The 26,670-nt window shown below is 53.8% G+C and carries 19 protein-coding genes; 12 read left to right on the top strand and 7 right to left on the bottom strand.

Annotated elements, in window-relative coordinates:
• Positions 1-186 precede the first annotated feature (186 nt).
• Positions 187-2,199 carry a hypothetical protein gene (locus tag Poly41_RS32805; protein WP_146531599.1) on the bottom strand — a complete coding sequence of 671 codons (2,013 nt, stop codon included), beginning with the start codon at positions 2,197-2,199 and terminating at the stop codon, positions 187-189.
• A gap of 192 nt (positions 2,200-2,391) precedes the next feature.
• On the bottom strand, positions 2,392-3,324 hold the full coding sequence (locus tag Poly41_RS32800; RefSeq protein ID WP_146531598.1) for a hypothetical protein: 933 nt from the start codon (positions 3,322-3,324) through the stop codon (positions 2,392-2,394).
• A 589-nt stretch (positions 3,325-3,913) separates the two neighbouring features.
• Between Poly41_RS32800 and Poly41_RS35900 the strand changes: the two genes are divergently transcribed.
• Positions 3,914-4,198, top strand: coding sequence for an integrase core domain-containing protein (locus Poly41_RS35900; RefSeq protein ID WP_146531601.1), 285 nt, complete (start codon positions 3,914-3,916; stop codon positions 4,196-4,198).
• 185 nt (positions 4,199-4,383) lie between these two features.
• On the opposite strand, the gene Poly41_RS34645 is transcribed toward Poly41_RS35900, so the two are convergent.
• A complete protein-coding gene (locus tag Poly41_RS34645; RefSeq protein ID WP_197231962.1) occupies positions 4,384-5,910 on the bottom strand; it encodes a hypothetical protein in 1,527 nt (508 codons plus the stop codon).
• Positions 5,911-6,668: 758 nt separating this feature from the next.
• Positions 6,669-7,841, bottom strand: coding sequence for an aldo/keto reductase (locus Poly41_RS32785; protein WP_146531600.1), 1,173 nt, complete (start codon positions 7,839-7,841; stop codon positions 6,669-6,671).
• A 455-nt stretch (positions 7,842-8,296) separates the two neighbouring features.
• Between Poly41_RS32785 and Poly41_RS32780 the strand changes: the two genes are divergently transcribed.
• The gene (locus Poly41_RS32780) at positions 8,297-9,175 is read left to right on the top strand and encodes a DDE-type integrase/transposase/recombinase (RefSeq protein WP_146531597.1); all 879 of its coding nucleotides are present in this window, start codon (positions 8,297-8,299) and stop codon (positions 9,173-9,175) included.
• A gap of 76 nt (positions 9,176-9,251) precedes the next feature.
• Here Poly41_RS32780 and Poly41_RS32775 read toward each other — a convergent pair whose 3' ends face one another.
• Positions 9,252-10,622 (bottom strand): FecR domain-containing protein, encoded by a 1,371-nt coding sequence (locus Poly41_RS32775; protein ID WP_146531596.1) that lies wholly within the window; start codon positions 10,620-10,622, stop codon positions 9,252-9,254.
• 33 nt (positions 10,623-10,655) lie between these two features.
• The gene (locus tag Poly41_RS32770; protein WP_146531595.1) at positions 10,656-11,249 is read right to left on the bottom strand and encodes an RNA polymerase sigma factor; all 594 of its coding nucleotides are present in this window, start codon (positions 11,247-11,249) and stop codon (positions 10,656-10,658) included.
• A 237-nt stretch (positions 11,250-11,486) separates the two neighbouring features.
• On the opposite strand from Poly41_RS32770, the gene Poly41_RS32765 reads away from it, so the two are divergent.
• The 10 genes from Poly41_RS32765 to Poly41_RS32725 all read left to right on the top strand — a co-directional run bounded on the left by Poly41_RS32765 (position 11,487) and on the right by Poly41_RS32725 (position 25,506).
• Positions 11,487-14,591: a TolC family protein gene (locus Poly41_RS32765; RefSeq protein WP_197231960.1), complete on the top strand. Its 3,105-nt coding sequence runs from the start codon at positions 11,487-11,489 to the stop codon at positions 14,589-14,591.
• A gap of 160 nt (positions 14,592-14,751) precedes the next feature.
• Positions 14,752-16,257 (top strand): efflux RND transporter periplasmic adaptor subunit, encoded by a 1,506-nt coding sequence (locus Poly41_RS32760; protein WP_146531593.1) that lies wholly within the window; start codon positions 14,752-14,754, stop codon positions 16,255-16,257.
• Positions 16,254-17,621, top strand: a complete 1,368-nt coding sequence (locus Poly41_RS32755; protein ID WP_146531592.1) for an efflux RND transporter periplasmic adaptor subunit — start codon at positions 16,254-16,256, stop codon at positions 17,619-17,621. The genes Poly41_RS32760 and Poly41_RS32755 overlap by 4 nt, the downstream gene beginning before the upstream one ends.
• Positions 17,622-18,021: 400 nt before the next feature.
• A complete protein-coding gene (locus Poly41_RS32750) occupies positions 18,022-19,431 on the top strand; it encodes an efflux RND transporter periplasmic adaptor subunit (RefSeq protein WP_146531591.1) in 1,410 nt (469 codons plus the stop codon).
• Positions 19,428-20,753, top strand: a complete 1,326-nt coding sequence (locus Poly41_RS32745; RefSeq protein ID WP_146531590.1) for an ABC transporter permease — start codon at positions 19,428-19,430, stop codon at positions 20,751-20,753. The genes Poly41_RS32750 and Poly41_RS32745 overlap by 4 nt, the downstream gene beginning before the upstream one ends.
• Positions 20,754-20,910: 157 nt before the next feature.
• A complete protein-coding gene (locus Poly41_RS32740; protein ID WP_146531589.1) occupies positions 20,911-21,651 on the top strand; it encodes an ABC transporter ATP-binding protein in 741 nt (246 codons plus the stop codon).
• 145 nt (positions 21,652-21,796) lie between these two features.
• Positions 21,797-22,198 (top strand): integrase core domain-containing protein, encoded by a 402-nt coding sequence (locus tag Poly41_RS32735; RefSeq protein ID WP_146531588.1) that lies wholly within the window; start codon positions 21,797-21,799, stop codon positions 22,196-22,198.
• A gap of 489 nt (positions 22,199-22,687) precedes the next feature.
• Positions 22,688-22,837, top strand: coding sequence for a hypothetical protein (locus tag Poly41_RS35895; RefSeq protein ID WP_390621520.1), 150 nt, complete (start codon positions 22,688-22,690; stop codon positions 22,835-22,837).
• A gap of 33 nt (positions 22,838-22,870) precedes the next feature.
• Positions 22,871-24,574 (top strand): hypothetical protein, encoded by a 1,704-nt coding sequence (locus Poly41_RS32730; protein ID WP_146531587.1) that lies wholly within the window; start codon positions 22,871-22,873, stop codon positions 24,572-24,574.
• Entirely contained in the window at positions 24,571-25,506 is a 936-nt protein-coding gene (locus Poly41_RS32725; RefSeq protein ID WP_146531586.1) for a hypothetical protein, read from the top strand. The genes Poly41_RS32730 and Poly41_RS32725 overlap by 4 nt, the downstream gene beginning before the upstream one ends.
• Before the next feature lie 331 nt (positions 25,507-25,837).
• On the opposite strand, the gene Poly41_RS32720 is transcribed toward Poly41_RS32725, so the two are convergent.
• Positions 25,838-26,170: a hypothetical protein gene (locus Poly41_RS32720; protein ID WP_146531585.1), complete on the bottom strand. Its 333-nt coding sequence runs from the start codon at positions 26,168-26,170 to the stop codon at positions 25,838-25,840.
• Between the last annotated feature and the right edge of the window lie 500 nt (positions 26,171-26,670).

Here is a 26,670-nt window from a genome sequence, read left to right as displayed (position 1 = left end):
TTCGGCCCGCACCGCGATCAGGGGCCGAAGCGAAGGCGAGGCGGAAAGGGGAGCCCCCATTCTGCTGAGCCCGAGCCAAGGTCAAGAACTCAACGACTTGCACCCACTAATTCCGTGGGAGAGCCGAAGAAATGCAGTTTCGGTTGTTGGGTGTGTTGTTCATTCTCAGTCTCTAGTTTTTCTCAATCAGTCATCAATTCGGTTACTCGTTGATTCAAAAGCGAATGCATCAATTCGGGCAGTGCTACAACCTCTGCACTCGGACACTTTGAACTCAAGTGTGTGCTCGCCTTCAGGAAGCCGTTTCGTCTGATAGACTTTTCCCATCGCACTGCCCCATCGCAACACGATGTTCTCGACAAACTGGCCATCAAGATAAACGTCAAAGGAACCGCCATCTCGACGATCAAGATCACCGTATGCCCGAGCCATCGTCCCGGTGTAAGTAAATTTCACCGTGTCGCCAATCGTGTCACTCGATCTCTCGTGGTTCATGTAATACAACGGGTCTGCTTTTGACTGTTTCCAATCACCGATGAACTCGACTGAGTCGTCCGTGTCATCAACCATTCGCCAGAAACCTTCGCAAGTTTTCTGGCCGTGTAGGTGAATATCGTACTCGCAATTCTCCGCGACAGGTTGTTCGAGTTGCACCGATAGGGTCGTGCTTTCACCAGCCTTTAGTTCCGGAATCCTGACCTTGGCCAATCGTCTCCAACCAGTATGACTGTGTTCCATGACCGTTGCTTCGCACGGTTTCGAATCTGATAATCCGGCGTTTTCAATGATTGCCTCAAGCTTACTCGCGCCGTTGTCGCTTTTGACCGTTGCAGGCAGAGCGATCAAACAAGCCTCGGTCGAACTCCGACCGGGAAGCACTGCATAGCCAACCACCAACTCTCCGTTTTTGGTTTGCCCTGTCAGCTTGAGGTCAAAATCAAAACGATTCAGACCATTCTTGCCCTCGAAATCCACGATCAAGTCATCACCATCGGATGCCGAGCCAACTGCCTTGCAGCCTTTTCCATAATTGACCAACAAATCCGATCCAAAACGCAGGGAACCGAGGTCAACTTCTTTGATTGGCCTAAACCCCTCTTCGGCTTCGATTCGTACCGCGATCTCTATTGTGTCCGCGGTGATGGGCTCATCACCAACAATCGAAATCAGTTTCTCCACAACAAGAGGCTGAATCATGTTCTTCGAACTATGAATATCATTGCCTTTGTCTTCGCTCTTGACTGTGTCGATCAATGCAAGCGACAAATGGGTCGCTCGACCGAACTCGTCTTGCATCACTTTTGGGCGTTCAAACTTATGCCACTCGTTTTTTGTGCCGTCAGTGTAGAAAGTGGAAGAAACGTCGTAGGGCAGGCCTTCTTCGTTCTTCCAATGAACTCCGTTTAGCGATCGCATATAGCCGCTCTTTCGATCCATCGCGTGATTGTAGATGCAATGGTACTGGTGCCTGCTTCGCCAAACGACCGGGTCTTCTGCGTATCCGCTGTGACGAGAGTAAGTGTCGATCGAAACCAGATTGTAGGGCCCAAGGATGCCGTTGTTGGAAAAAGAAATGTCACCGTTCTTCTGCATCAGTAGGATACTTCCATCTGGTCGAAACTCGGTGGTTAAATTGGACCCCAATCGATCCGAAGGACGTAGGCCTCTAGGGATCATTTTCATTTGGCCAATACGTTCCCATGGGCCCGGCATCAAAGCAGAAGAATAAACATCCGCGTTCATCAGGTGCAATGCGAACGTTCCATCAGGCATGGTCATCACTTCTGGGTTGTGTCCCTTTTTCACGATTGTTTGGGTTATCACGTACGGCCCCAAAGGGTTGTCGGACACACAATGAGCAACCTCGGACTCAAACCAACCCATGTGCCCGGTTTCTTCCCGCCAACGGCAGACAGCGATGTGGTATTTACCATCTTTACCTTTGACTGGGTTGCCACCCCAGTAGCACCACTTATTGTCTTCGATGCCATTGTCTTTGTCGCGTGGCAACACCAAATCGCAACCCCAAAGGCCCTCCGATTCCAAACCATCAATGATCGGTGCCGGAAGGATCATGTCTTTAAACTGTCCACCGCGGACGAACTGTTTCGCGACCGGAGCGTGAGACGTTTCAAGAGGCTCACCCGCGATAGCAGGAACAACTGCTGCTAGGAGAAAGAGCCAAACCAGGTTTCTCATGTTTTCAATCCGATGTTTTTGTGAGTTGTGTTTGCGAGGACGAGTTTACCGAGTTCCACTGGTGATACATGCCGTCCCGTAGTGAGTAGGCCGGCAAAAAAAGCATTAGCGACGCGGTTCCGCCAACGGTAGCTGATTAGCATTTAGCTTTCTTGTGCCGGAACGGTGCACGGCTTGTTCCGGCCTACTTGCTTACTGATTGTCATCTTGCCCAGCGGATAAGAAGTGATGCTGCACAGGTTCTTTCGTGACACGAATTTCAGTGAAATGGGTTTCAACTCGATGTGGGCATCCACCCCAGTGGTAATTTCCAAAGGTAGGCAAGATTCGTCGGGCGGACTTGTGTTCGTAAAGCGTATTGTCTCGAAGATCGAGAATGGTTGTCATTTCCTCTGTCTGAAGCCCTTTTCGATGTTCAGCCATCTTGGCGAGTATTCTTCCGTTTTGAACAGCGGGCCTGTATTGAAAGTACATTCGATACCACTTGTTCTGCTCGACTTCAAATCGATCCGACACAACGTATTTGTTCACGCCAAAGTTGTCGGTAAGCACCGAGACGTAACCAAACTTATTTGCTTTGCCCTCAGGACTGTCGGGAGCATGGCTGTACAAGTGTGTAACCACACCGCCTGGCCAGAATTGAAAAAACAGATTGCGTCGGAATTTGCCGTTGTCGTTATCAAACTGAGAACCTGGCGTGGGTACAGGAGCCGATGTGACAAACCTGACCAAAAAAGTAACGTAGATGTTGTCTCCAGCCTGAATCAACTCCTTCTCTTTGTTTCCATTCAGGTTGCCGTAGTCATAGATATCGAAATGCAGCTTCTTGCTATAGGTTCCATTGTCTAAACCCTCTCGTGTCGGCATTGATTTGAAGATAAAGCTACCGACGTTAACGCCTGCGATTTGCGTTTCCTTTGAGATACTGAACTGGTTGTATTCATCCAGCCCTCGTTGTGAAACCTGAAACTTAGTCTCGCCCAACTGAACGATATTCTTGGGGCCGACTCTGCCCAAATAATCGCATTCCAATGGGCTGAGATAACGAGCCGGAGCGGTGGTTTGTGCAGCCGAACTGGCCGTCAATACAAAAGCGCAGACGAGGCAACCAATTTGTGAATTCAATGAAGTGTTCCTGAGTTAGAGTGGGCTCCCGTACACAACTCAATTGTAGCAATGTCTCTGTTTCGTGAAATTCCGTAAGTCTCTTATCCGCTTTGCTTTGCGGAAAAAACGTTGCGTTCGGTCGGACAGAACTCAGACAGCGCTCCGGCGCCTCTGGGTTAACAGCTTGTGTTAACCCGACACGAGTTATTTCGGGACGTTTCCAGGCGGTTAACACAAAGAGAGAACATCGGGGTTTGCGGCGTGGAAAGGTGGGCCGGTTGTCACGCTGGGTCGGTGCCGATCGTGGGCATTTGCCGGTGGATCAGGCCAGCTTGGATTGCGGATCTAGAATCGTGCCGTAGGCTCGTCGCTTGAGCGGGGTACAAAAACTCTGCCACTCCGATTTCACCGAAGAATGCAAGCGATTCTGTTTCCAAATGGTCAGACTTTTACACCCGCTTTTGACACTGCTGGCGTCGCATTCGCGGCAAGAACTTGCCAGAGAAATGCGGTTCTTGAAAGCTGAAAACAAAATCCTTCGCAGCAAGTTACCCAGTCGCATCAAGCTGGACAATCGGGAGAGACGCACGCTTGTCAAACATGGAATATCCCTCGGTGGGAACATCAAGTCGCTGATGTCGAACGCGTGATCCAGACGATGAAGCACGAGGTGCTCAATGCGTTTTGCATCGTGACCAACGCACACCTTAATCACTTATTGAAAGAGACGGCCATCTGGTACAACACCGAACGTGGACACAGTGCTCGGGATCATTTGCCTCCGGTGCGTGACGGCGATCCAGTGGCAGCGGTGAAGTTCCATAAGGAACACGTAGTTTGTACAGATCGTCTGGGTGGGCACTTGAAGTCATATTGTCGGCGGGCTGCTTGAGTCGGCATCGTGAGCTGCTTAGCTCGTCCCGTTCTCACTCGCTCGCACCACCCCGGTCTCAAGACATTGGTGTGATGCCTGCTGCGCGGTGGCGCGGTTTTGCCCCACTTTTTGGCCAGCTCCGCTCTGCCTGAACTCAATCTCGACTGAGAATTGGGACACAATTGATGACGCAACCTCGGAATTCATCGGACAACGTGCTCGTTCGACTCTTTTGAACCCACGGGCTTCTTATCATCAATCTCCATGAACGCTTGCGCTTCCTCAAAATCGATGCCTCGATAGAGTACGAATCGGTCGATCTGCAATAACTCGGAACGCCCCGATAGTTGCAGCTTGTACTCGCCTGGCTCAGTAAACGTGACGTTGAGCCATGAGTGGTAGTGATCCGGCTCCAACACCCCATTCATTCCGAAAACGACTTTACTTCGACCGTAAAACTTGTGGAATCCGGTAACCTGGCCTTTCGCCATTTGCACAGCGTCAGGGAAGTTGATCCATACGTCGTTCGACTTGTCGCCCTCCGCAGCGGCAGGCTGACGCATGGACCACTTCACGGTATACGAACCGGGCGTTTCGATCTTCAGCGGCAATTCGATTGTCTGCTGATCGTCCACCGCATCGTATTTGTTCGGTCCTGAGTACTGGATATAGGCTCCGCCCGACGCGTCGTCGGATTCGACCTTCTCCCATTCCCCTCGGAGCAGAAAGTCCTCGGCTTCGATGATCAACAGCTTGCCCGATTGAATGGCCGCGGCGCGCTCCGCCCGCAGGTCACGAGCAGGGCCTGACGTTTCCGTGTCGTCATCAACGACGTTGCTGTCCGGAATGCCGCTTCCTAAGAAGGCTTTGAATTTTGAAGGACTGCCGTTTTCATCTCCCAAGAGAAGCCAATAGAGCATCCCCGCGTCGGAAATGTCCGCCTTACCGCCGGAATGGGCTTGCATGCGATCGTATAGCCATCGCACGTTGGGGTCGCGATGATCGCGCATCCAATGCCAGGGAGAGAAATCTCTTTCTGAGTTCCAAAGAACGTTCGGATCCCATTGACCGTTCTGGTCTTTGATTCGTCTATACTTCAACAATCCGCCGCTGTAGTCGATCGTTTGTTGGAGCGTGTGATGTGAAGGTCGACGCAAGTGATCATCGTTATAGCCGCTGTGGGACACGATGTAGACATGCGTCAGCGCGGCGCCGTCTCCCTGATCGACTGTTTCTTTAACGACTTGGTAGAAGAACTCGGCAGGGCCCATGTGAATGAAATAGAGCGGATCATCGATCGTCGACTTCACAAGTTCCGCCTTCAGGTGATCCTGGGCGGCATTTAAATCCGTCGTTGCATCAAAGAAAAGATCCGGATCGAATCTCCAACGCTGCACGGCCCCGTCGACACCGATCTTCATTTGGTTCTTATCGTCAGGCCCAGAGGGTGCTGCGATGAAATTATTGTACGAGTAATGGACAAGGTTGTCTTGCATCTTCAGCTTGGCAAGCATCGCCAACGCGGCGGGCGTGGCGCCCCAGTCGTCCGGATCACCCGTCTTCCAATGATGGCCATCGTCGGACGCACTGTTACCGTCGGCGCTGATCGCGATTCGATTTCCATCATATCCCCACGATTGGGCATAAGTCTCGACGGTTGTTGATAAGGTAAATACCACCAGAAACACGACAGCAAACGTTGCCGCCACATGGAAATCAATTCTCTTCATGATTCGAAACCTCTCATGGCAAAATGAACAAACGCGTCCTTCAGGGAGGCGATGATGTCTGCATATCCATGATCATCATAACAGTTGTGGAGTTTCTGCGGATCCCGTGGGGTCAGAAATCTCAGCCGAGCATTCGACACTGCGAGAACCGGTCTTTCAAGCAATAGACATCGGTGGATCCCAGACAAACGGACGACTACAATTTCGTCGGCAATGTGACCGCAACCGGGCACACCGGAGCGGCCGCAAACTCTGATCGCTCAGAAGCTTGTCAATGCTGGTTTACATTTCGTCTCACACCAATGATCGTCTCGGGTTTTCTAAACCATCGAAACGCCAATGAAATATATTATGCAGCTGTGGCAGTTGTTCGTTGTAATCCTTGTCAATTGGATCAACCGTGAGCCCGCCAGATATCCGAGATATCAATGCGGGAATCCAAACGACGGAGCGCCTCGGCGGTTTGCTTCGTTCGTAACAACGCGCTGCGTAGCTCATCAGGCCTTCACTCGTTTCGCACCACTCTGGTCTCAAAACATCGGTGTGATGTCTGCTGCGTGGTGCGTGGGTTTTGGGTCAATTATCCCTTGCCACCGTTCAAATTGGTTTCAATCTCGATCCAAAAACTCGAACTCATGTGCCGACGTAGACTCGAATTTAGTCGGTTATAAGGTTCGTCCGAGATTTTTGACCAAAAGGCTTAGCTCGCGCCAAGCGTATCGCTTGGCCGAGAAGCAGCCCCCTAAATGTTGAGCTTTCTAAACTGGGAGAAGCTCGACCTTACGCCCCACGATGGCTACGTTTTCTTTGACCTGATCGACGTTCTCCATTTGCGCCACGCAACAGCTTAAGTTAGGATTCTGGAGAGCCCACAGGTAGGTTTTAGGAAAAAGTCCAATCTCCTTGTCAGGAATCGTCGCCTCGAGTTTTTGCCGCCTCCAATCATGCTTTTGCTCCATTGCAAACAAGCGAGCGACTTTCATTGCAATCGTGCCTAGCCCGGATTCCTTTGCTTTGAGCATCAGCGGCTCCGTAGAGGCGTGGTTCGCTATGTTGTAGGCAAACATTGCTGCGTCGTAGTATCCGACTTCGATAGCTTTCGCGAGGTTTGCGCCCACGTCATTGTGGAAGGAAACGGCTGCCGCACGGATCAAGCCCTTTTGCTTGAATTCTTCAAAGAGCTCCGGGAGAAGGGCGTCTTCCATGAGATCAGGCATGGTAATGCCGTGAGGGCAGTGAAGCACATCGAGATGGTCCGTTTGCAATCTAGTCAGCCCATCCTCGAGGAGTTTGCGGGCGTGGTCCTTGATCTTCATTCTCCAGCCGCTCTTGTATCCGTACTCTTGGAGCATGAGGTGGTTGAAGTAACCTTTCGGAATCTGCTCTTCCTGCCCGCCAAAATAGTTCATATGGTAGCCGGGCTTGAGGACGCCACGCTCGGCCATCAAGTCATCCACCTTCTTCCGGATGGCCTTAACTTTCGACTCTGGCAGCTCCTTCTGCAATTCACCTATGGCTCCTGCCAGGAATCCGTAGTAGCCGCTGAGTTTGGTAGAGAGGAATACCTTGTCTCGGTTGTTGCTTTCCTTGAGGTAGGTTCCGATGTTTGATTCCACACCTCCTTGGCTGTAGGCAGAAGCGGTATCTATATAATTGATACCATGTCCGATCTGAGCATCCAATATCGGAAAGTGTTTAGGGTCATTGTATGGGAACGTTCCTGAAACGAGCTCTGAAACCATGAAGCCCGTCCTTCCGAGCATTCGGTAGCTCATGCCATCTTGCTTATTCCGCCACTCTGGCTTGGCCGCTTTGGGGGCGGGGCGTGTCGCTTCGGCTTTGCTGAGCGCTGCAGGAGCCACCGCTAGGCCAAGTGTGGTGGCGGTCGCCTTTTGGATGAAGTCGCGTCGGGTGTTGTTTTTACTTTGCATATTGGATTTAGGTTTGGGTGTCGATCTCTGGAGTGCTTTCTTCTTGCTCGTTTTTCATTTCATCAACGATTCTCCCGTCGATTCGCAACTGGGCATACTTGCACTAGAGTAAGCCAGAGGATTGCTGGTTTGTCTGTAGCGTTAAACGCCTGAATCGCATGTTGATTGCATTGACTTCGAATAATTGCATACACTGCAGGATTGCGAGATTTGGCAGTAGTCGCGTGGGGTCAAAAAACTCCGCCGATCATTAGACACTACGAAAACCAGCCTTTCAAGCAATCGACATCGGTGGATATCGGCCGATTTGAAGTCTGCAGATTCGTCGGCAATCCTCCCGCAACCGTTCTCACCGGAACGACTACAAGCTCTGATCGCATTGAAGCCTGCTCCCGCGGGTTTACACTAACGCATGCTCATGATCGTCTCGGGTTTTCTAAACCACCAAGACGCCAATGAAATATATTCTGCATCCGTGGCAGTTGTTCGCTGTAATCCTGGCCAGTTGGATCAATCGACAACAACAAGAGGTCATTGAGTACCTTCGCACCGAGAATGCCGTTTTCAAAGAGAAATTCGGCAAGAAGCGAATCCTGCTGACCGATGATCAGCGGCGTCGCTTGGCAGTCAAAGGCAAAGTCCTCGGACGCAAAACACTTGAGCAGTTTGGAACCTTGTTCACGCCGGAGACGATCCTGCATTGGCATCGACAATTGGTTGCCAATAAGTGGGACTACTCCGATCGCAAAAAGAAGAAACATGGTCGGCCAAGAACGCGACAAGCGATTGTCGATTTGACCATCAAGTTCGCGAAAGAGAACCCGACCTGGGCCTACGATCGTATCAGCGGTGCATTGTCGAACCTCGGCTACAACATCTGCGACTCCACCATTGGCAACATCCTAAAATCCCACGGCATTGAACCGACACCAGACCGCAAACGCACAGGATCATGGGAGACATTCCTCAAGGCGCACTGGGACGTGATGGCCGCGATCGACTTCACGACCGTGGAAGTCTGGACCAAGAGTGGCCTGACTACGTTCTATCTGCTCTCTGTTATGGAACTGAAGACTCGCCGCGTCAACTTCGCGGGCTGCACCACCAATCCGAACGAGGCTTGGATGAAGACAATTGCCAGCGAGTTGACCAACGATGAGGATGGTTTTCTAAAAGACAAGAAGTACTTGATCATGGACCGCGATGCATCATTCAGTAAGTCGTTTCGGAACTTCCTACGCCACGAAGGCGTGAAGCCAGTTCGGTTACCGGCGCGAAGCCCGAACTTGAACGCACATCTCGAGCGATTTTTCGGATCGTTCGACTTTTTTTGACCCCACGGGATGAGGTTTACAATCGCGATCAGTGAATTAAGAGTACCAAAAACGCCACGAAGCCTCTGTGACTGATTCATTCGTGATTCCCTCCAGTCAGCTCGACCGCACTGATTCGCAGACCCGATGGCGTCTCGGAATGGGTAAAGCTCCAAACTCCGTTGACAAACAATCCCTCGGGGGACGGTGCGAGTTTGTCCTTGTAGGCCGCAACGGACGGGTCGAGCCCGAAGTCGGAAAGATCGGCTCTGGCGACGAAATTGCCTGAACTGTCGCGCCGGACAATGCACTTTGCCCGAAACTTGCCTGCGAAATCACCGTTGGCGTAGGCGACTTGAATTCCAAAGTAGATCTCAGTCTCGACGTCGAACTTTCCATGGATCTCAAAGCGTGAGTCCTCGTCCACTTCAATGGGAGCACCTTCATCGCTGCGCACTCCCACCCCTAACAAGTAAAGGACCACATTTGGATTTTGCTCGGGGACAAAAGCCACGGCTTTTAGTGACGCCGGCTCTGTCTCGGTAGCGGCAATCCACTTTCCAAAAGTTTCATCAGGACCTTGGTCGATGCGGCTTTCCCAGTTTCGAACCACGCCGGCGATTTGCCTGCGTTCGAATTCCTGGTCGGCAGCCGCAACGACTCGATGATTTGCCGACACATCGATCTCCTTGCCGTCGCTGGTGCGCGTGACACGCACCGTTCCTTCTCGGACGCTGACTGCGGTGGCCGGCAGTTCGACCTCGACGTCAAAACTCGTTCCCAACACGGTTAGCGTTGCCGAACGAGTTTGAATAACCATCGGGTTTCCGACCGGTTGAGGAGCCACATCGGCAGACATGCGGCCTTCACGCAGACGCAATCGCTTCTGTCCGTCATCGCTAAACGTCAACATGGAAGCGCCGGAGATCGTGACCTCGGAGCCGTCGTTGAACTGTAATTCGAACCAAGATTCCGGTGAGAGTCCCTCGATCGTGCCCCCAGCCAACTCAGTGCCGACGCGAATATCACGCACCAACTCGCCCCGATCACCGGTCCAAATCAGCGAACCGCTCAGGCCGGTAATGTGGGCGACGGAGCCACTGGATGGATCAGTGACGATTGTCTCGGGGGCAGTATCTTGCTTTATCAGTGCGTAGGACAGAACAAGAATCGTCGTCGCGGCGACGGCAAGCAGCGCTCGCATGATTCTAGGCGTTCGCCGCGGCTGCATTTCATCATCACTGGCGAGCAAGGTTGCCATTTCGAATTGCCGATCACCACCGGTGCGAACCACTTCGGTCAACTCGGTATCCCAGGTGGCCTGTCGCACAAAGTCCTCGCGAAGCGAGGCATCGCTGTCGAGCCATCCCGCTAGCTGTTCTTGTTCGCTCTCGTTCAGCTCACCTCGCAAGTGTCGCTCAACCAGATCATCCCACAAGTCATCGTTGGGTTTGCCAGAATCACTCATTGCACTGTATTACTCATTAGGCTGTATTAATGATTAGATTGGCCTCAGTTTCGATTCAACACACTCACGCACTTGCTTCTTGGCTCGGAACAGCGATTTCCGGACGGCTTCGATCGACATACTCAATCGCTCGCCGATCTGAGGGTAACCCAGTTCATCTGCCATTCGCGCTTTCAAGACTCCTTGCGCCCGCTCAGAAAGCATCTCAACGCAGTCCACCAAGGCATCTCTTCGCCGGTCGGCTTCCATTTGCGACCGTGACATTTGAAATTCTTCAAACGCAGCGTCAACGGAATCATCTAGCACGCGTTCGATGAGGCTTCTGTCGCGATGGTAGCGGTCTTTTGCCTTCAAGACCTCGATTCGCACGATCGCCCGACACCACGCCAGCAACGATGTCCCCTCTTGGAAGTTTTCGTGCTTCTTGACCACGACCAGAAACGCTTCCTGGACGGCATCTTCGGCGGCGGCATAGTTACCCAAGAGGGACCGGGCATATGCCAACAGGTCCTCGCGGAGCTCGAAGGCTGCTCGTAGCACATGTTCGCGATGTTCGTCGGAGCCTGTCATGGTTGCTTGGCCTAGCGAGACAAATGAAGCGTCACTCACCAATTTACCATGGATCACGGCACGTTCGTGGACACCTGATTTGCATATTTTGACGTTTTTCTGGCGGTTATGCACCCTGATCAGCAAAGTCGACTGTTGAACTTTGCGGGATATTCGTGCTGGCGCGGCACGGCTCACAATCGCTCAAGGCGGCATGACCGGAGCAACGATAACAACCCGAGGAGAAACCGAAATGACTTACACAGCCAGATAGCCAGCCGCGTAGACACCGGTTGCAACATGCGAGGTTTCTTCATGCGGACTGAAAATCGAAAGCGAAAACGACTTCGGCGATTGGCCTTTATGGCTATCCTGGTGCAGTCGCTGGCCGGTTGCTCGCAAACGCAGCATCGGCTCAACGCGGATCGCGAGGCCTATTGCACGATTGCCGAGCGGAACCATGACCCGCGCTGGTCAGAATCGGATATCAGCATCGACATGGATCCACGCAGCCGGTATTTCGATCCGTACAACCCGGATTGTTCGCCGATGCCTCAGGATGATCCAGCTTCGCATCGGTACATGCATTGTGTGGATGGCAAGCAGGGTTGGAAGCACTGGGGACGCAATGGCGTGCGCGCTCAACTGACAAACCCTCAATGGCGGGTTCAGTTGGGCGAATACGCCGAGCTGACCGAGCAGAACGAAGTCAAGTTGGACGTCGATTCTGCTGTGCGGCTGGCTTATGTGAACTCTCCTCTCAACCAGAATGCGCTGGAAACACTCTATCTGACCTCGTTGGATGTCACCGGCGAGCGATTTCGATTGGACACCCAGTTCTTTGGCGGCACCGGACTTGCGTACCGCCATCAAGGCAATCAAACGCCTGGGGCAATCGGTTTTGATCCGTTCCTCAACCGATACGTCGTTACAGGCCCGTTCAATACTCCAGAGATCAATCGCCTGACAGTGACTAACGATCTGTCGGCAAGCCGCCGGTTTGCGACTGCGGGCGAAGTGCTGGTCGGTTTTGCGAATTCCTTTGCATTTGAATTCACCGGCAACGACGTGAGCCTAGCCAGTTCGCTTGCCAATTTCTCGTTCATCCAACCTTTGTTGCGTGGTGCTGGTCGTGATGTGGCACTTGAGCAGTTGACACTCAGCGAACGCAGGCTGCTGGCCAATCTGCGAGCTTACAGTCAGTTTCGGCAGGGTTTTTTCACGCAAATTGTGATTGGTGAACTTGGGGTCACCGGTCCGCAACGCTTTGGTCCGACAACCAACCTGCAGTCGTTTTCCGGGTTCGGCGGCGTCAATGGTTACCTTGGCCTGCTTCAACAGGCTCAGCAGATCCGCAATACCGAAGACAATCTACGCCTGCAATTGCGCACACTCGATCGCTTGGAAGCACTCTACGAAAACGAACTGATCGACATCGTTCAAGTGGATCAGTTTCGTCAAAACATCGAACTCACCCGCGCCAACCTGCTTGATCAAACCAACGGCTTGCAACTAACGATCGACAACTACACCACTCAAGTCCTTGGATTGCCGTCCGACTTGCCGATTGAATTGGACGAGGACCTGGTGAAGCAGTTCCAACTCATTCCAACGGAGACCGTTTCGCTGGCGGAGAAGTTGTTAGAGTTGCAGCAACGGATCGGCAACATTGGTGAACTGTTCAGCCTGACCGCACGCCTTGAAATGCTCGCTGAGCAGATACCTGGCCTTGCCGAGCAAAACTTTGTCGACGTTGATCTTGCCCTTCGTCAACTCAAAGGTATCGTCGATGCCACCGGTCGGCAGCTTCTCGATTTGCCGAGTGACCTCACCGGCGTTGAAGCAGTACTGGAAGACACCGACGTAGCGAAACTCGTCGAGAATTTCGATTTACTGCCGAAAGACTCGACGACTTTCGCTACCGGGCAGGGTGGTCGCGACAAACTTGCGGAGCAATTTGCCGAGGCGTCCAAGCGATTGGACGATTTTCTGGACTCGATGACCGAGGAGGATCTGGCGGGTCGAATCGATTCAAATGCAGAGTGGTTTGCGGACATTCTGTCACTCAGCCGCAGCGTCGTTCTGATTCAGTCCGCTGCGGGCGACTTGGCATCGGAGCCTGAACGTGTGTTGGCCGATGCGGAGCGACTGATCGAGCCCGCTCGCGAATTATTCGCGGTCGCGCGCGGCGATTTGGATCGCATGGAGGAAATCGCCCCCGAGCGTGAGCGTTTCATGCGTGACGACGAGAAGGCCAGGTTTCGGGGCGATCGAGTCAAACTGCATGAGCGATTGAGTGATCTGGAGTCCGGCGATTCTGGTTTGGAGAATACGATCTCCGATTTGAACCGCTTGCGCGACGGCCACTCGATCGAGCAACGTACGGCAACCATTCGCGGGCTGACCGGGTGGATTCAATCGTATCTGCAACTGGTCGAGCGACTTGCCCTGGTGCCCGCGCAAGCACGCTTGGAAGTCGTTACCGTGGATGACGTGGAGCTTGAACCTGAAGCTGCCTTTCAGATCGCGCTGGAAAATCGACTTGATTTCATGAATGGTCGCGCAGCATTGGTGGATCGCTGGCGGGCGATCCAGGTGGCTGCCGACGCCCTGCAATCGGACTTGAGTATCACTGGTAGTGGCGACGTGCGAACCGCCACGAACAACCCGGTCGATTTTCGAGCGTCGACGAGCAGACTGCGACTTGGTGTCGAGTTTGACGCACCATTGGCGCGGCTGCTCGAACGCAACGGCTACCGCGAGGCTCTGATTGACTATCAACGCAATCGCCGCAATCTGATCCAATCTCAAGACCAGCTTCAGCTCGGTCTACGTGCGCTGTTGCGAACGCTCCAGCAGCGAAAGTTGCAACTGGAGATTCAACGCCGCGCGGTCACCATCGCGCTTCGGCGAGTCGATCAAACCGAACTGTCGCTATTGACTCCCCCACCCCAGGGACAGCCGGGCGCGCGACCTCAAATCAATCCCACGACGGCGATCAACTTGCTGGCAGCCCAAAGCTCTCTGCAAAACTCTCAGAACAGCTTCTTGGCGGCGTGGCTGAACTACTATACCGCGCGGATCCGACTGTACCGTGAATTGGGTGTCATGCAGTTGGATCCTACTGGGAAGTGGATCGAAAACTCCGTCGAGTTTGAATCGGATGACCCATCGAATGCCACCTCCGATGTCCTTGAGCCGTTGCCGCCCCCGGTCCCGATCGAAGTGTTTGAATTCGACGCCCCCGCTCAACAGGATCTTTCGCAACAGGACCTGACGCAGCAGGTTCGGGAACCTGTAAGGAGCGGACCGGTGGCCGTCTCGGAGCGAGGAACCGAGGAGGCTTCGGAGTTTGAAACGAAGCTTCATCCGTTTGTGAGATTGGCTGAAAAGATAGCGGGTTTCGAAAAAAAACAGTAGATTGGTGTCCACGATCGAATCACCGTGTGGGTTTGTTTACTAGAATGGAATCCCTCGGTTTTCTCGAGACCTTGCCAACCTCCAATCACCAGTGGACAAGGCAACGAGCCCTTTCGGAGCTGGACTCGTTACCTCGTCCACTGCCAATCCCGCCGATTTCATGCCCGACCCTGCCTTGCCAATACCAGACGTTCCAGCCACAGCAACCCCGAAATCTGCCGAGCGATTGTTTGTGCGGATCTTCCTCATTGTTGGTGTGCTTGCGATCGTTGGGGGTGCCGCTGCAGTTGGGTTTTCGCCGGGTGTGACCGCAGACAGCATGCCGCTGCTTTCCCACACAATCTCGCGTGGGAAGTTGACCGTATCGGTGACCGAGCAAGGTACGCTCGAAAGCTCCAACAACACCGAAATCAAGTGCAAAGTTCGTGGCTTCTCTCTGGTAACCTACGTCGTACCGGCGGGCACCGTCGTCGAAGTCGGCCAGGAGTTGGTGCGTCTGGATACCAAGGTCATCGAAGAGCAGCACAGTCTGACCAAGACGAATACATTCATCGCTGAAGCCACCTTGGCCCAGTCGCAAGCCAACGTGGAAAAGGCGGAGATTTCCATCGAAGCCTACGAGAAAGGCAGGTTTCGTTCGCAGTTGCAAGCCCTCGAAAAAGATCTCGCGGCGCACAAGCGAAATCTTCAAACCGCTCGCAAGATGTACCAGCGTTCCGAGTCGCTTTTCCGACAAGGCTACGTGACGCAGCTGCAAGTCGAAGGCGACGCGTTCACGGTGACTCAGGCTGAGTTGGAGTTGAAGGTCAAAGAGACCGAGATCAAGGTCTTGAAAGAGTTCACTCGTAAGATGCAGCTTGAAACGCTCAGTGGCAACAAGACCGCAAGCGAATCAAAGCTCGCCGCCGACCAGGCTGGACTTGCGATGGAGATCAAACGACGCGACCGTGCCGCACAGGAGCTCGAAGACTGTGTGATCCGGGCCGAAAAAAGTGGGCTGGTGATCTACCCGTCCGCCGCGTCATGGAAATCCACTCCGGACATTACCGAGGGTGCGTCGGTGCGGAAGGATCAAGTCCTGTTGCTGATGCCCGACCTGACCCAGATGCAGGTCAAACTAGGAGTGCATGAATCCGTCATCGAACGTGTTCGCCCTGGACTGAAAGCCGTCGTGACCTTGCCAGATCGAACTCTGCAGGCAACCGTCTCGGAAGTCGCCACCGTCACGCGGCCCGCCGGATGGTGGACCGGCAATGTGGTCAAGTATGACACGATCATCGAATTGCCTGACGACGAGGGCCTCAAGCCTGGCATGAGTGCGGAGGTCGACATCATCCTGGCGGTTCACGAAGACGTGCTGACGATTCCGGTCGCGGCTGTCGTCGAGACGGAAGACGGAACTTTCTGCTGGGTGAAGTCTGAATCTGGTCCACAGAAGCGATTGATCGAACTGGGCGACAGCAACGACGTCTTTATTGAGATCGTCGCGGGGCTGAAGGAAGGTGACGAGGTCATTTTGAATCCCACGGCGTTGATCAGCGAGGCCGAAGAAGACGCTCGAACAACACTCTCGAAGCGGCAAGCTAAAACGGCTCAGCATCCGACGACCAGCAATGATGAGAGTCAAGACAGAGAGACGACTGAAGTACAGGAGACCGGTTCATGAAGATCGCCGGTTTGCTGTTGCTGCTCGTTGCGTCGTTGGGAGCTACGGCCGCCGCATTGTTGCCTAGGACCCAACAGGTGACGACGGTCGACCCGAGCTTTCTACACACCACAATGCGTGGGGATTTGACGGTTGCCGTGACAGAATTGGGGACTTTAGAAAGTTCCAACAACACCGAAATCAAATGCCGTGTTCGTGGCAACAACACCGTTACCTTTGTGGTCGAAAGCGGAACCGAGGCGAAAGCCGGTGAGCTTCTGGTGCAGCTCGACACCCTCGCCATCGAAGAAGAGATCAGCAACCGCACGAAGTTCTTTCACTTGGCGGAGTCGCAGGTTGCCAGATCGGGCGCGGACGTCGAGCGAGCCAAGATTGCAGTACTCGAATACTCCGAGGGGCGATTCGTTTCGGAGCTGGCGGCTTTGCAAAAGAACCTTGCCGTCGCGGAATCCAGATTGCTGAACGCAAAGAATCGTTTGCAACACTCGGAAATGCTATCTCGCAGCGAGTACGCCAGCGACTTAGATCTGGAGGAGAAAGAGTTCACGCTCTCTCAAGCCGAATTGACCGCCAAGTTGAGCAAAACGCAAATCGACGTTCTCAAGAATTTCACAAAGAAGGAAGAATTGATCCGGCTCCAAGGCGAATTAAGTGCTGCCGAAGCGACTCACAAAGCGAACGTCGAAACAGCCCTGGCGGACAAGAAGCGATTGGAGCGTGCCCAAGAAGAATTGGCGTTCTGTACTATTCGTGCCGAGCGTGCGGGACTGGTCATTTATCCAACTGGAGAAGAGTGGAAGGACACTCCGGAGATCGAAGAGGGAGCGACGGTTCGCAAGGATCAAACGCTGCTGTTGATGCCTGACTTGGCTCAGATGCAGGTGAAAGTCGGAGTTCACGAATCGGTCGTCAAACGCATCCAGGCAGGCATGACGGCCAACGTTACCTTGAATCGCGAATCGATTCCGGCGGAGGTCACCTTTGTCGCATCGGTGGCGAAACCGGCCTCTTGGTGGACGGGGAACGTCGTCAAATATGATGCGATCGTCTCGCTGCCATCCAAAGTCGGAATGCGGCCGGGAATGAGCGCCGAAGTCGAAATCGTGATGGCCAAGCACGAAGATGTGGTCGTCGTTCCCGTAGCGGCGTGCATTGAGACTCAGAACGGATTTGCGTGCTGGGTCCAACAAGGCTTCGGTGCGCAGCGGCGTTCGCTCGACGTTGGCGACAGCAGCAATATGTTCTTATGGGTTCGTGACGGTGTGAACACGGGCGAACAAGTCATTCTCGATCCGCTCGCCAATGTCCCCGAAGCGCAAGAGGAAGCCGCCAGAATAATCGAGAATGAGGACTCAATCCTGTAGCAACATGATGAAATTTAACCTACTTAACTTCACACTGGTATCCTCCGCCCGATGTGTGCCGCATTCAATGCCATACTGGCTCCCCTCTCCCCGAAGGAGGTCGTGCAGTTTTTAAGTTGTTTGATTCCAGGCATTTACGTGTATGAAGCACTTCTCCCTCTGGGAGAGGTCGAGCGAAGCGAGGGAGAGGGTTTGTCGCAACCGCACTTCAGGCCGTCCCTCCCCCTCGCTGCGCTCGACCCCTCCCGCTGCGCGGGCAGGGGTTCATCGTGTAACTCACTTCTGAACAACAACTTAAAAACTGCACGACCTCTGCGTGGGCAGGGGTGGTTGGATACCTAAACACTTCAGCAGTCACGACTTAAAAACTGCACGACCTCAAAGCAGGGAGAGGGGAGCAATGAATGTTGAATCGAATTCATCAAAGCTCACGATATTTGTTAAAATCGCTGCCACAGTAGCGATGCTGGGTGGGTTGTGCTTGGCTGCGGTCGCTTTGGCTGGACGCTTTCGCAAGGACGAAGTTCGCAATGCCATGACGCATGTCGTCTCGCGCGGTAACTTGTTGGTCACGGTCACGCAGCAAGGGACGCTCGAAAGCGCGGAGAACCTGGAGATCAAATCAAAGGTTCGCGGATACAACGCGGTGCTGTGGATCGTCGACAGCGGAACTATTGTGGACGAAGGTGATGTACTCGTTCGCTTAGACGCCTTGTTTATCCAAGAGCAAGTCGACGAGAGGACCAAGTATTCGAACTGGTCGCAATCCGCTGCGGATGATTCTGCTGCTCGAGTGGCACGAGCTCGCATCGCCGTCGAAGAATACGACCAGGGAAGATTTCAGTCAGAATTGCTGACCCTCGAGAAGGACGTCGCAATCGCAAGAGCAGCTCTGCAAAATGCCCGCGAAAGGATAAGACATATCGGTGTCATGGCGGATAGCGGCTACCTGAGCGAACTGGAGGTCGAAGAGATACAGTTTGCCGTCAAACAGGCAGTGCTGCATGTGCAATTGAAACAAACCCAATTGGAAGTGCTTAAGAACTTCACGCACAAGGAACAACTGCAAACCCTCAAGGGAGAATTGGCGTCCGTCGAAGCAACTCACAAAGCCAACGTTGAACGTGTCATGGCGGACAATTCTCGCCGAGACCGCGCGGTCGAAGAGTTGCAGTACTGTGTCGTCAAAGCACCACGCAGTGGCTTGGTAATCCACCCCGATGCTGCCCAGTGGGAGACAGCACCGATCGCCGAAGGCACGAATGTCCACCAGAATCAAGTTTTGTTGCTGATGCCGGAATTGAATCAGATGCAGGTCAAAGTGGGCGTTCATGAGTCAGCTGTCAAGCGAGTCAAATCGGGACAATCAGCCACTGTCGAACTCCCGACGCGAACGCTGCAAGGAGTTGTCACCGAAGTCGCGTCGATCACTAAACCTGCGGGCTGGTGGACCGGCAATCAAGTGCGTTACGACACCATCGTTTCCCTACCGCCGGTCGATGGGCTCCGGCCCGGCACGAGTGCCGAAGCTCAAATCGAGGTTGCTCGGTACGAGAGCGTCTTGCTGATTCCCGTTGCTTCGATCGCTGAGCAAAATGATCGGAGCTACTGTTGGATGCAGACCCCCGAAGGCCCTGTGCGTCGTGAAATCAAAGCAGGCGACAGCAACGATGTCTTCACCATCGTCACGCAGGGATTGCAAGAGGGTGACGAAGTGCTGTTGAACCCGTATGCATACGAAGCTCCAGTCGTTGAGGAATCTGATGGTGAAACGCCAGTGGGGAATCCAAATGGGGGCTTGTCCACTTGATTTCGCAGTTCTTTCAGACCGTTGACCTTGGCATCAAGAGTCTGCTCGTCCAAAAGCTTCGAGCGGGATTGGCCGCGCTAGGAATCTTTATCGGCACTTCGACGGTCATCTGGCTCGTTGCGATGGGCGAAGGGGTCAGCTATCGCGCCCAGCAACAGATTCTTGAATTGGGTGCCAAAAACATCATCGTTCGCACCGTCCAACCAAACGATAGCGGCGACGAAGACGCGAATAGTCGAGTCAAAACCTACGGCTTATTGCGATCTGACTATCAGCGGATCGTCGAGAACATTCCAAACATTCGCCGAACGATTCCAATGCGCGAACTGAAATTTGAACTTCGGCTTGATGATCGATCCGCCGACGCGAAACTGGTTGGATGTTCCGAGGATTATTTGGAACTGAACCGACTACAAATTGCCCGCGGTCGCTGGCTGTCCCCACGCGATCGAGGCAAGAAAGTCATTGTATTGGCCGACGAAACAGCCAAGCGATTGTTTCCGTTCGAGAACCCAATCGGCCGCGCCATCTGGGTCGGCAGCGAGTTCTATACCGTCATCGGCCAAACGAAGGACCGCACCGCATCGGCAGCGATCGGCGGCAGTCTCGACTCGCGTGATTACAACTTGGACGCTTATATCCCACTTCAAACACTCCGCCAGCGCGTCGGTGATCTTGTGATGAAACGCGTCGGGGGCGGTCTGGGGTTCAACTTCACCGGAGAGAATGTCGAACTGAGTCAGATCACGGTCGAAGTAAACCATATCGAGGAAGTTGACGAGACCGCACAAATCATCGAAACACTGCTCCGGAAATACCACGAGAAACAAGACTATGCCGTCGTCGTCCCTCGAGAATTGCTACGGCAAGCCGAGCGCACCCGCACCATGTTCAACGTGCTGTTGGTCGTGATCGCCGGCATCTCACTGTTGGTCGGCGGGATCGGCATCATGAACATCATGCTGGCAACCGTCACGGAACGAACTCGCGAAATTGGTGTTCGCCGAGCACTCGGTGCAACGCGAAGCGACATTATCGGTCAGTTCTTGATCGAAACCGTCGTGCTAACGGCCAGCGGAGGAATCGCGGGTGTCTTGTTCGGATTGTCTGTTGGCCCAGTGTTTCGGCTGATCAAGCGAGTCATCATGACCATTTCGCCCGAGTCACTGCCGCCAATCGTCAACTCGCTTGAGCCTCGGATTGCGATGTGGTCCGTCGTTCTGTCGCTCGGCATTTCGCTGGGAGTTGGGGTTCTGTTTGGCGTCTATCCGGCCAGGAAAGCAGCCTACCTCGATCCGATTGAAGCCCTGCGCCATGAATGATGGAATTTCGTTGTATTTGGGAAATCGACTGTCCACGATCACGGACACTGTTGGGTCTACGTGGTCGGGTGTCGATGATCATGGCCTGGTTTCTCCAAAGCTTTGGACTGACATCGGCACTCGACATTTCTATTTTATCTCGGCGGGTTGAAGGCTCATGACAAGCATTGCTGATCCAACCAGTGACCAGGCCAATCGCCGCCCAGCAAGCGACTATGCGTTTCGAGTGGAGGACATCTATCGAACGTATTTTCTCAAGGGAGAAACCGTCCACGCGTTGCGAGGCGTTTCGTTCAATGTGCTCCAAGGTGAATACATCGCGATCATGGGACCATCAGGATCGGGGAAAAGCACGTTGCTCAATGTGCTCGGATGCCTCGATCGACCGACGAGCGGCAAATACCTACTCGCCGGCGATGATGTGTCAACCATCAGTGACTATCAGCTGTCGAAAATCCGTGGTCGGCGAATCGGGTTCGTCTTTCAATCTTACAATCTTCTGCAGCAGCTCAACGTGTTGGATAATATTAAGGTGCCGCTGCAATACCAGGGTTTGATCGGCAAGGACGCGAACACAAAATGCCGCGAGCTTGCTCATCAGGTTGGCCTGGGTGACCGGTTGTTTCACAAACCAACTGAATTATCCGGGGGTCAGCAACAGCGAGTGGCGATCGCTAGGAGTCTCGTTAACGACCCCTACTTTGTTTTGGCTGACGAAGCGACTGGAAACCTGGATTCCAAAACAACGGAAGAAGTCCTGGACCTTTTCGAGAAGCTTAATGAAAGCGGTAAGACGATCGTCATGATCACGCATGAAGATGAAGTTTCTGCCCGCGCAAAACGGGTGATTCGATTGCGTGATGGCCTGATCGAGTCCGACGAACGGAATGTCCAATGACCTCCGTTTGCAAGATAATCCAACAATCAGGAGCCTCTCTGGCATGGCAGACGACGGAGGGAACAGCGAGATGAAAACCTGCTTCATTTTTTTGCTTCCTGCCTCCCTGTACACAACTCCGTTGTAGCAAGCTCGGAACTTCAGCATGCGGATGGAAGACGAGGGATTGGAGTGCACGTACATGATGCGCGATCGCGATAAGAAGTACACCGATTCGTTTGATGGCGTTTTCAAGTCAGCAAATTGCAAGATCAAGAAGACCCCAATTCGCCCACCGAACCCGCAGGCTCACATCGAGAGAGTCATCCAGACGATCAAGCACGAGGTACTCAACGCATTTTGCGTTGTATCCAACGCGCACCTCGATCATCTACTGAAAGAAACGGCCATCTGGAACAACACCGAGCGTTGTCACAGTGCCCGGGGCCATTTGCCTCCGGTGCGTGATGGTGATCCGTTGGCAACGGTTAAGTTCCGTAAGGAAGACGTGGTTTGTAAAGATCGTCTGGGTGGGCACGTGAAATCGTATAGTCGGCTGGCTGCTTGAATTGGCGCGGCAAGCCAAGCCTCTTTGCGGTGCTCGCACCGAGTCTGCTGAATCGCGGATCGCGTTCCTGCATAGGCCTTTTTCCTTTTCGTCCCCAAGACAACGCACCGATCACTGAAGGTAATTCCCTGTTCAAACCGGCTATCAAGTCAGTCTTCCAAGAACTCACGCCACCCTACTCGCTAATGAAGTGGCAGACTTCAGTCGTGACGATACGCGTTTCGTCACGCAGAAGAGGTATTATACGAGTCTCATAGTTTTTGTATCGCGCGGGAAATGGAGGTTGAATTGAAAAGCATTTCGTCAGCTTGGCAGCCGGTCGCGTCCTATCCAAAAACTGATCTCAACTGCAAAACCAGCAATTGACCGACTCTAGTGTGCCATTCTATCCGGAATCTCATCCGACCCAGGTGTCCTGACTCGAGTTTCCAACCAACTTCGGCGAGTGGATCCTGCTAGCGAACAGACTTCGGACGCGGGGATGGCCCTGTGGAGATCGAGGCCGCAGACCAGCCCATTGCCACCCTTCACGTGCCGCTGGACTCTGCTGGCAAGACCATCCATGTTATTCTGGAGATTACTGACGATGGCGATCCTCCGCTGACAAGTTACCGACGTTTCGTCCTCAGTATCAACTGACCGCAACCCGCACATGATTCAAGGACCCCAGGCATGCCATCCCTCCGCACGCTACTGTTGGCCACGGTGTTCGCTGTGGCTCCCTTGCTCGTCAACGCTACGGAGCCCTACAGCAACCCGATCATTGACGACACCCTGGCTGATCCCGCGGTGATCGAACACGACGGCACGTACTACCTTTACGCGACGGGCGAAGTTGACGGCGACAAAGGGAGCCTGTGGCAGTTGGCCAAGGCGAAACAGAGCATCCATCGTTTCTCCACGCTCATCACGGCACAGCAGGTTAGGGACCTCCTAGGCACGGACGACGGGATCGAAGCCGCGATCGCCTGGTGCAAGGACACGGGTGTGACGAAGGTATACATCGAGACATTCCGCAGCAACTATCTCGCGCCGCGTGAGACACTGCGCGACGCCAAGGAACGATTTCTAGCTGCCGGGTTCGACGTTTCCGGATGCGTGACTCCAACGATCGTCGGTAAGAAGTCAACAGGCTGGGAAATTATCTCCTGCTACACGAACTCTGGGACCCAAGATCACCTACGGGAAATCTTCGAGTACACAGCAGAGTTGTTCGATGAGATTATGATCGACGACTTCTGGTTTACAGACTGCCAATGCGGCGAGTGCGACACCGCCCGCAAGTCCAAGACAGTGACGATCGGCGACAAGACATATCCCGTCACGGGCGACACTTGGGAGGATTACCGCTGCGAACTGATGGTTCAACTGTCACGGAAACAGGTGTTGGCGGTAGCGAAGCGTATCAATCCGAAGGCCACACTGATCATCAAGTATCCCCAGTGGTACGATCGGTTCCATGAGCGAGGTTACGAAGTCGATCGTGAGACAGAAGACTTTGACCGCATCTGGGTCGGTACGGAGACACGCGACTACGAAGATGCCCGTTGGGGCGGAACGCCGCAGTACGAAGCCTATTTCATCATGCGGTGGCTTGGCGGGATCGGCGGCGAGAAGTGTGGTGGGGGATGGTTCGACCCCTTAGGCACGACGGAGAAGACATACATTGAACAAGCTCGGCAGACGGTGCTGGCCGGGGCAAAGGAGTCGATGCTGTTCTGCTACGGGGCCTTGTTGAAGGATACAGGCCCGGCGAACGTACAAACCCTCCGGTCAAATGTCTCAGAGCTACTGCAAGTCGCCGAAGAAGTGGGCGAGCGGCAGGTAATCGGCGTTGCCGCCTACAAACCGCCCAACAGCCACCCCGATAAGGAGTCGCGGGTGTTCGATTTCGTGGGCATGATGGGGTTGCCGTTGGTGCCATGCCACGAGTTTCCAGATGATGCCCAGGCAGCTTTCTTCTCGGTACACGCCCTGAAAGATCCGAATCTGTCGGAGAAGCTGTCAACGCTGATCGCCCGCGGAGTCCCCATTCTCGTCACGGATGGTCTGGCGCAGCGGCTCGACGGGAACGTGCTACTTGAAGTTCCCAACGTCCAAGTCTTGCCGTTGGGGGGCGATCCAAAATCCCTCCTAGAGCTGCCGCAGGCCGATCTGGACGCTATCCGACAGTCGCTTCTGAAACCGTTGGGACGTACCTTCAAAGCCCCGAACCGTGTGTCGCTGTACTTATTCGCCGATGGGAGTTGGGTCGTCGAGAACTTCGCAGACCAGTCTGCAGCGGTGCAGCTTGACGATGTTGAAATGGAAGTTGCGGCGCGGGGATGGCGTTACGATTGGGCTCAGGAAGAAACAGAGAAAGGCGCAAACCAATGACGAGACGGATTTCTGCAATGTGGACGGCGGTGGTCGTGGCCTTGGTTGGCGGCAACGCCATTGCTGCGGAGGGAGCCGACCCTCCATATCCGACACGGGTGACGGCAGAGACTCGGACAAACGCGGAGCAGCTCTCGGCGTTGGAACGGCCTGGTGAAGTCTTCTTCAAAGATGGGTTCGAGTCGTCGGATTCTCTGAAGAAGTACTTCGAGATCCGGGGGCTACGAGAAGGTCGAGTCAAGCTGACAATCGACGCCCAGCTTGCCCACGAGGGCAACGGGGCGATCCAGTTTACCTCGCCGGCGCGGGATGGGCGTGAATCTGGTGTTGGAGCCACCGCCTGGTTCGGGCCGGACGGGTACGACCGCGTCTACTTCCGTCGCTACATCAAGTTTGCTGCCGACTACGATCAAGGCAACCTGAATCATGTGGGCGGCGGACTGACCGGCGTTTCCGGAACAAATCGGTGGAGAGCCATGGGGTCTGCGGGTATTCGGCCCAAGGGCGACGACCACTTCAAGAGTGCTTTCGAGCCATGGCGAGACTGGAAGCGTTATCCGTCGCCGGGGTACATGTTCCTCTACACCTACTGGATGGACATGAAAGGGGGTCGAGACGACAAGTACTATGGAAATATGATGGGTCCGGCCGACGACGAGCGTCTGGTCTTACAACGCGACAAGTGGTATTGCCTGGAGCACATGATTCAGGCGAACGACCCTGGTGAGGCCAACGGCGAGTTGGCTGCCTGGATCGACGGCAAGCTCTACATCCACTACAAGGGCTTCCGTTGGCGCAGCACGCCAGAGGTGAAACTGAAGAGGTTTGGCATAGGCGTGTATGTCCATAACGCGACGAAAGATAACACCGTTTGGTACGATGACGTGGCATTGTCCACCGGATACATTGGGCCGTTGGAGGCAAATCGGTAGTGGCCATCAGCGTGACATGCCTCCCTGTACACAACTCAATTGCAGCAAGTTCTCTGTTTCGTGAAATTCTGTACGTGCTAGTCAATCAGAGCTCATCACAGTCCGACGATCGGTGAAACGGGCTCAACCGGTCAGCCGAGACGTGATCAAATGAGAGTGGTGAAGTAAAACAGGGCCCCCCTTGCCAGGCGTCCCATTTCACCGCCGAACTCGCGTCGGTTGCATCGTCGTTGCATCGTCTTCGACGTTCACGGGTCTCGACAACCAGGCATCGGTCTCTTCAACAACAAGACACCAATGCGGCGAAGGGAACTCCTGTCTTGCGCAATGCTCAACGTTTGAAGTCACTGACAACTTCCTTGCCGGCGCGCGTCATCTCCGGTATTCGAAATCGCGGCGATTGGAACGAATCGAGCCGGTTGGTATCCCACATGTACTTATAGTTCACGTGCCCATAAAAGCAGTAAACGCCTGGGTTTAGCTTAGTCGTGTCCCATTCTTGTGAAATTATCACCGTCTTTCCAGGCTCAATCGATTTCATCATTCCGTGCCGCCGCGCGATGAATTTGAAGCTTGGTTTTTCTTCACGCTGTAGAGTTGCCACGACAAAACCATCATCGAACGTGCCGTCGCCCACATTGCGAACGGTTAAGCGGAGGGTCATACTCGAGGCATTGGTCGACACATCTGCCTTCTCAATTTTTGGCTGGCCGAATCCTCGGACGATGAATGGCGAATAGAATGATGGCGGATCTTTGCTCCAGTCCAATCGACCGTTGTGGAGAGCGTACACGCCGTCAGGCAAAGACTCAGTTGGAACGAGGACTGTCTTGCTATCGTTGCGTTCTCGAACGACAGCTCGTGCGACTGGCCCGTCAGGCACAGGTAGCCAATGATTGAACTTGCTGATCCTGACTACGCCGGGGCTTTCAGCTGGTACGTAGTCTTTCTTGTACCAAAACAGTCGAGTAATTGTGAGATCTTCAGAGCCGCCTTCGGCTGCCGATACACATAACAAGGGCAGGCTGTTCGGATACCGAAATGCGATCTATCCGATGGTCAGGCGTTAAAAAAGCTCAACTTGCTAGTTGAGCTTGCCGCCTGACTTTCGGATAGATCGTGCGTTGAGCTTTGTCGCCGCAAGGGGATCCAGTCGGACGGGAC

The organism is Novipirellula artificiosorum, assembly GCF_007860135.1.
Classification (GTDB): Bacteria; Planctomycetota; Planctomycetia; order Pirellulales; family Pirellulaceae; genus Novipirellula_A; species Novipirellula_A artificiosorum.
The sequence above is the reverse complement of the archived record's forward strand: the minus strand, read 5'-3'. Positions and strand labels throughout refer to the sequence as shown.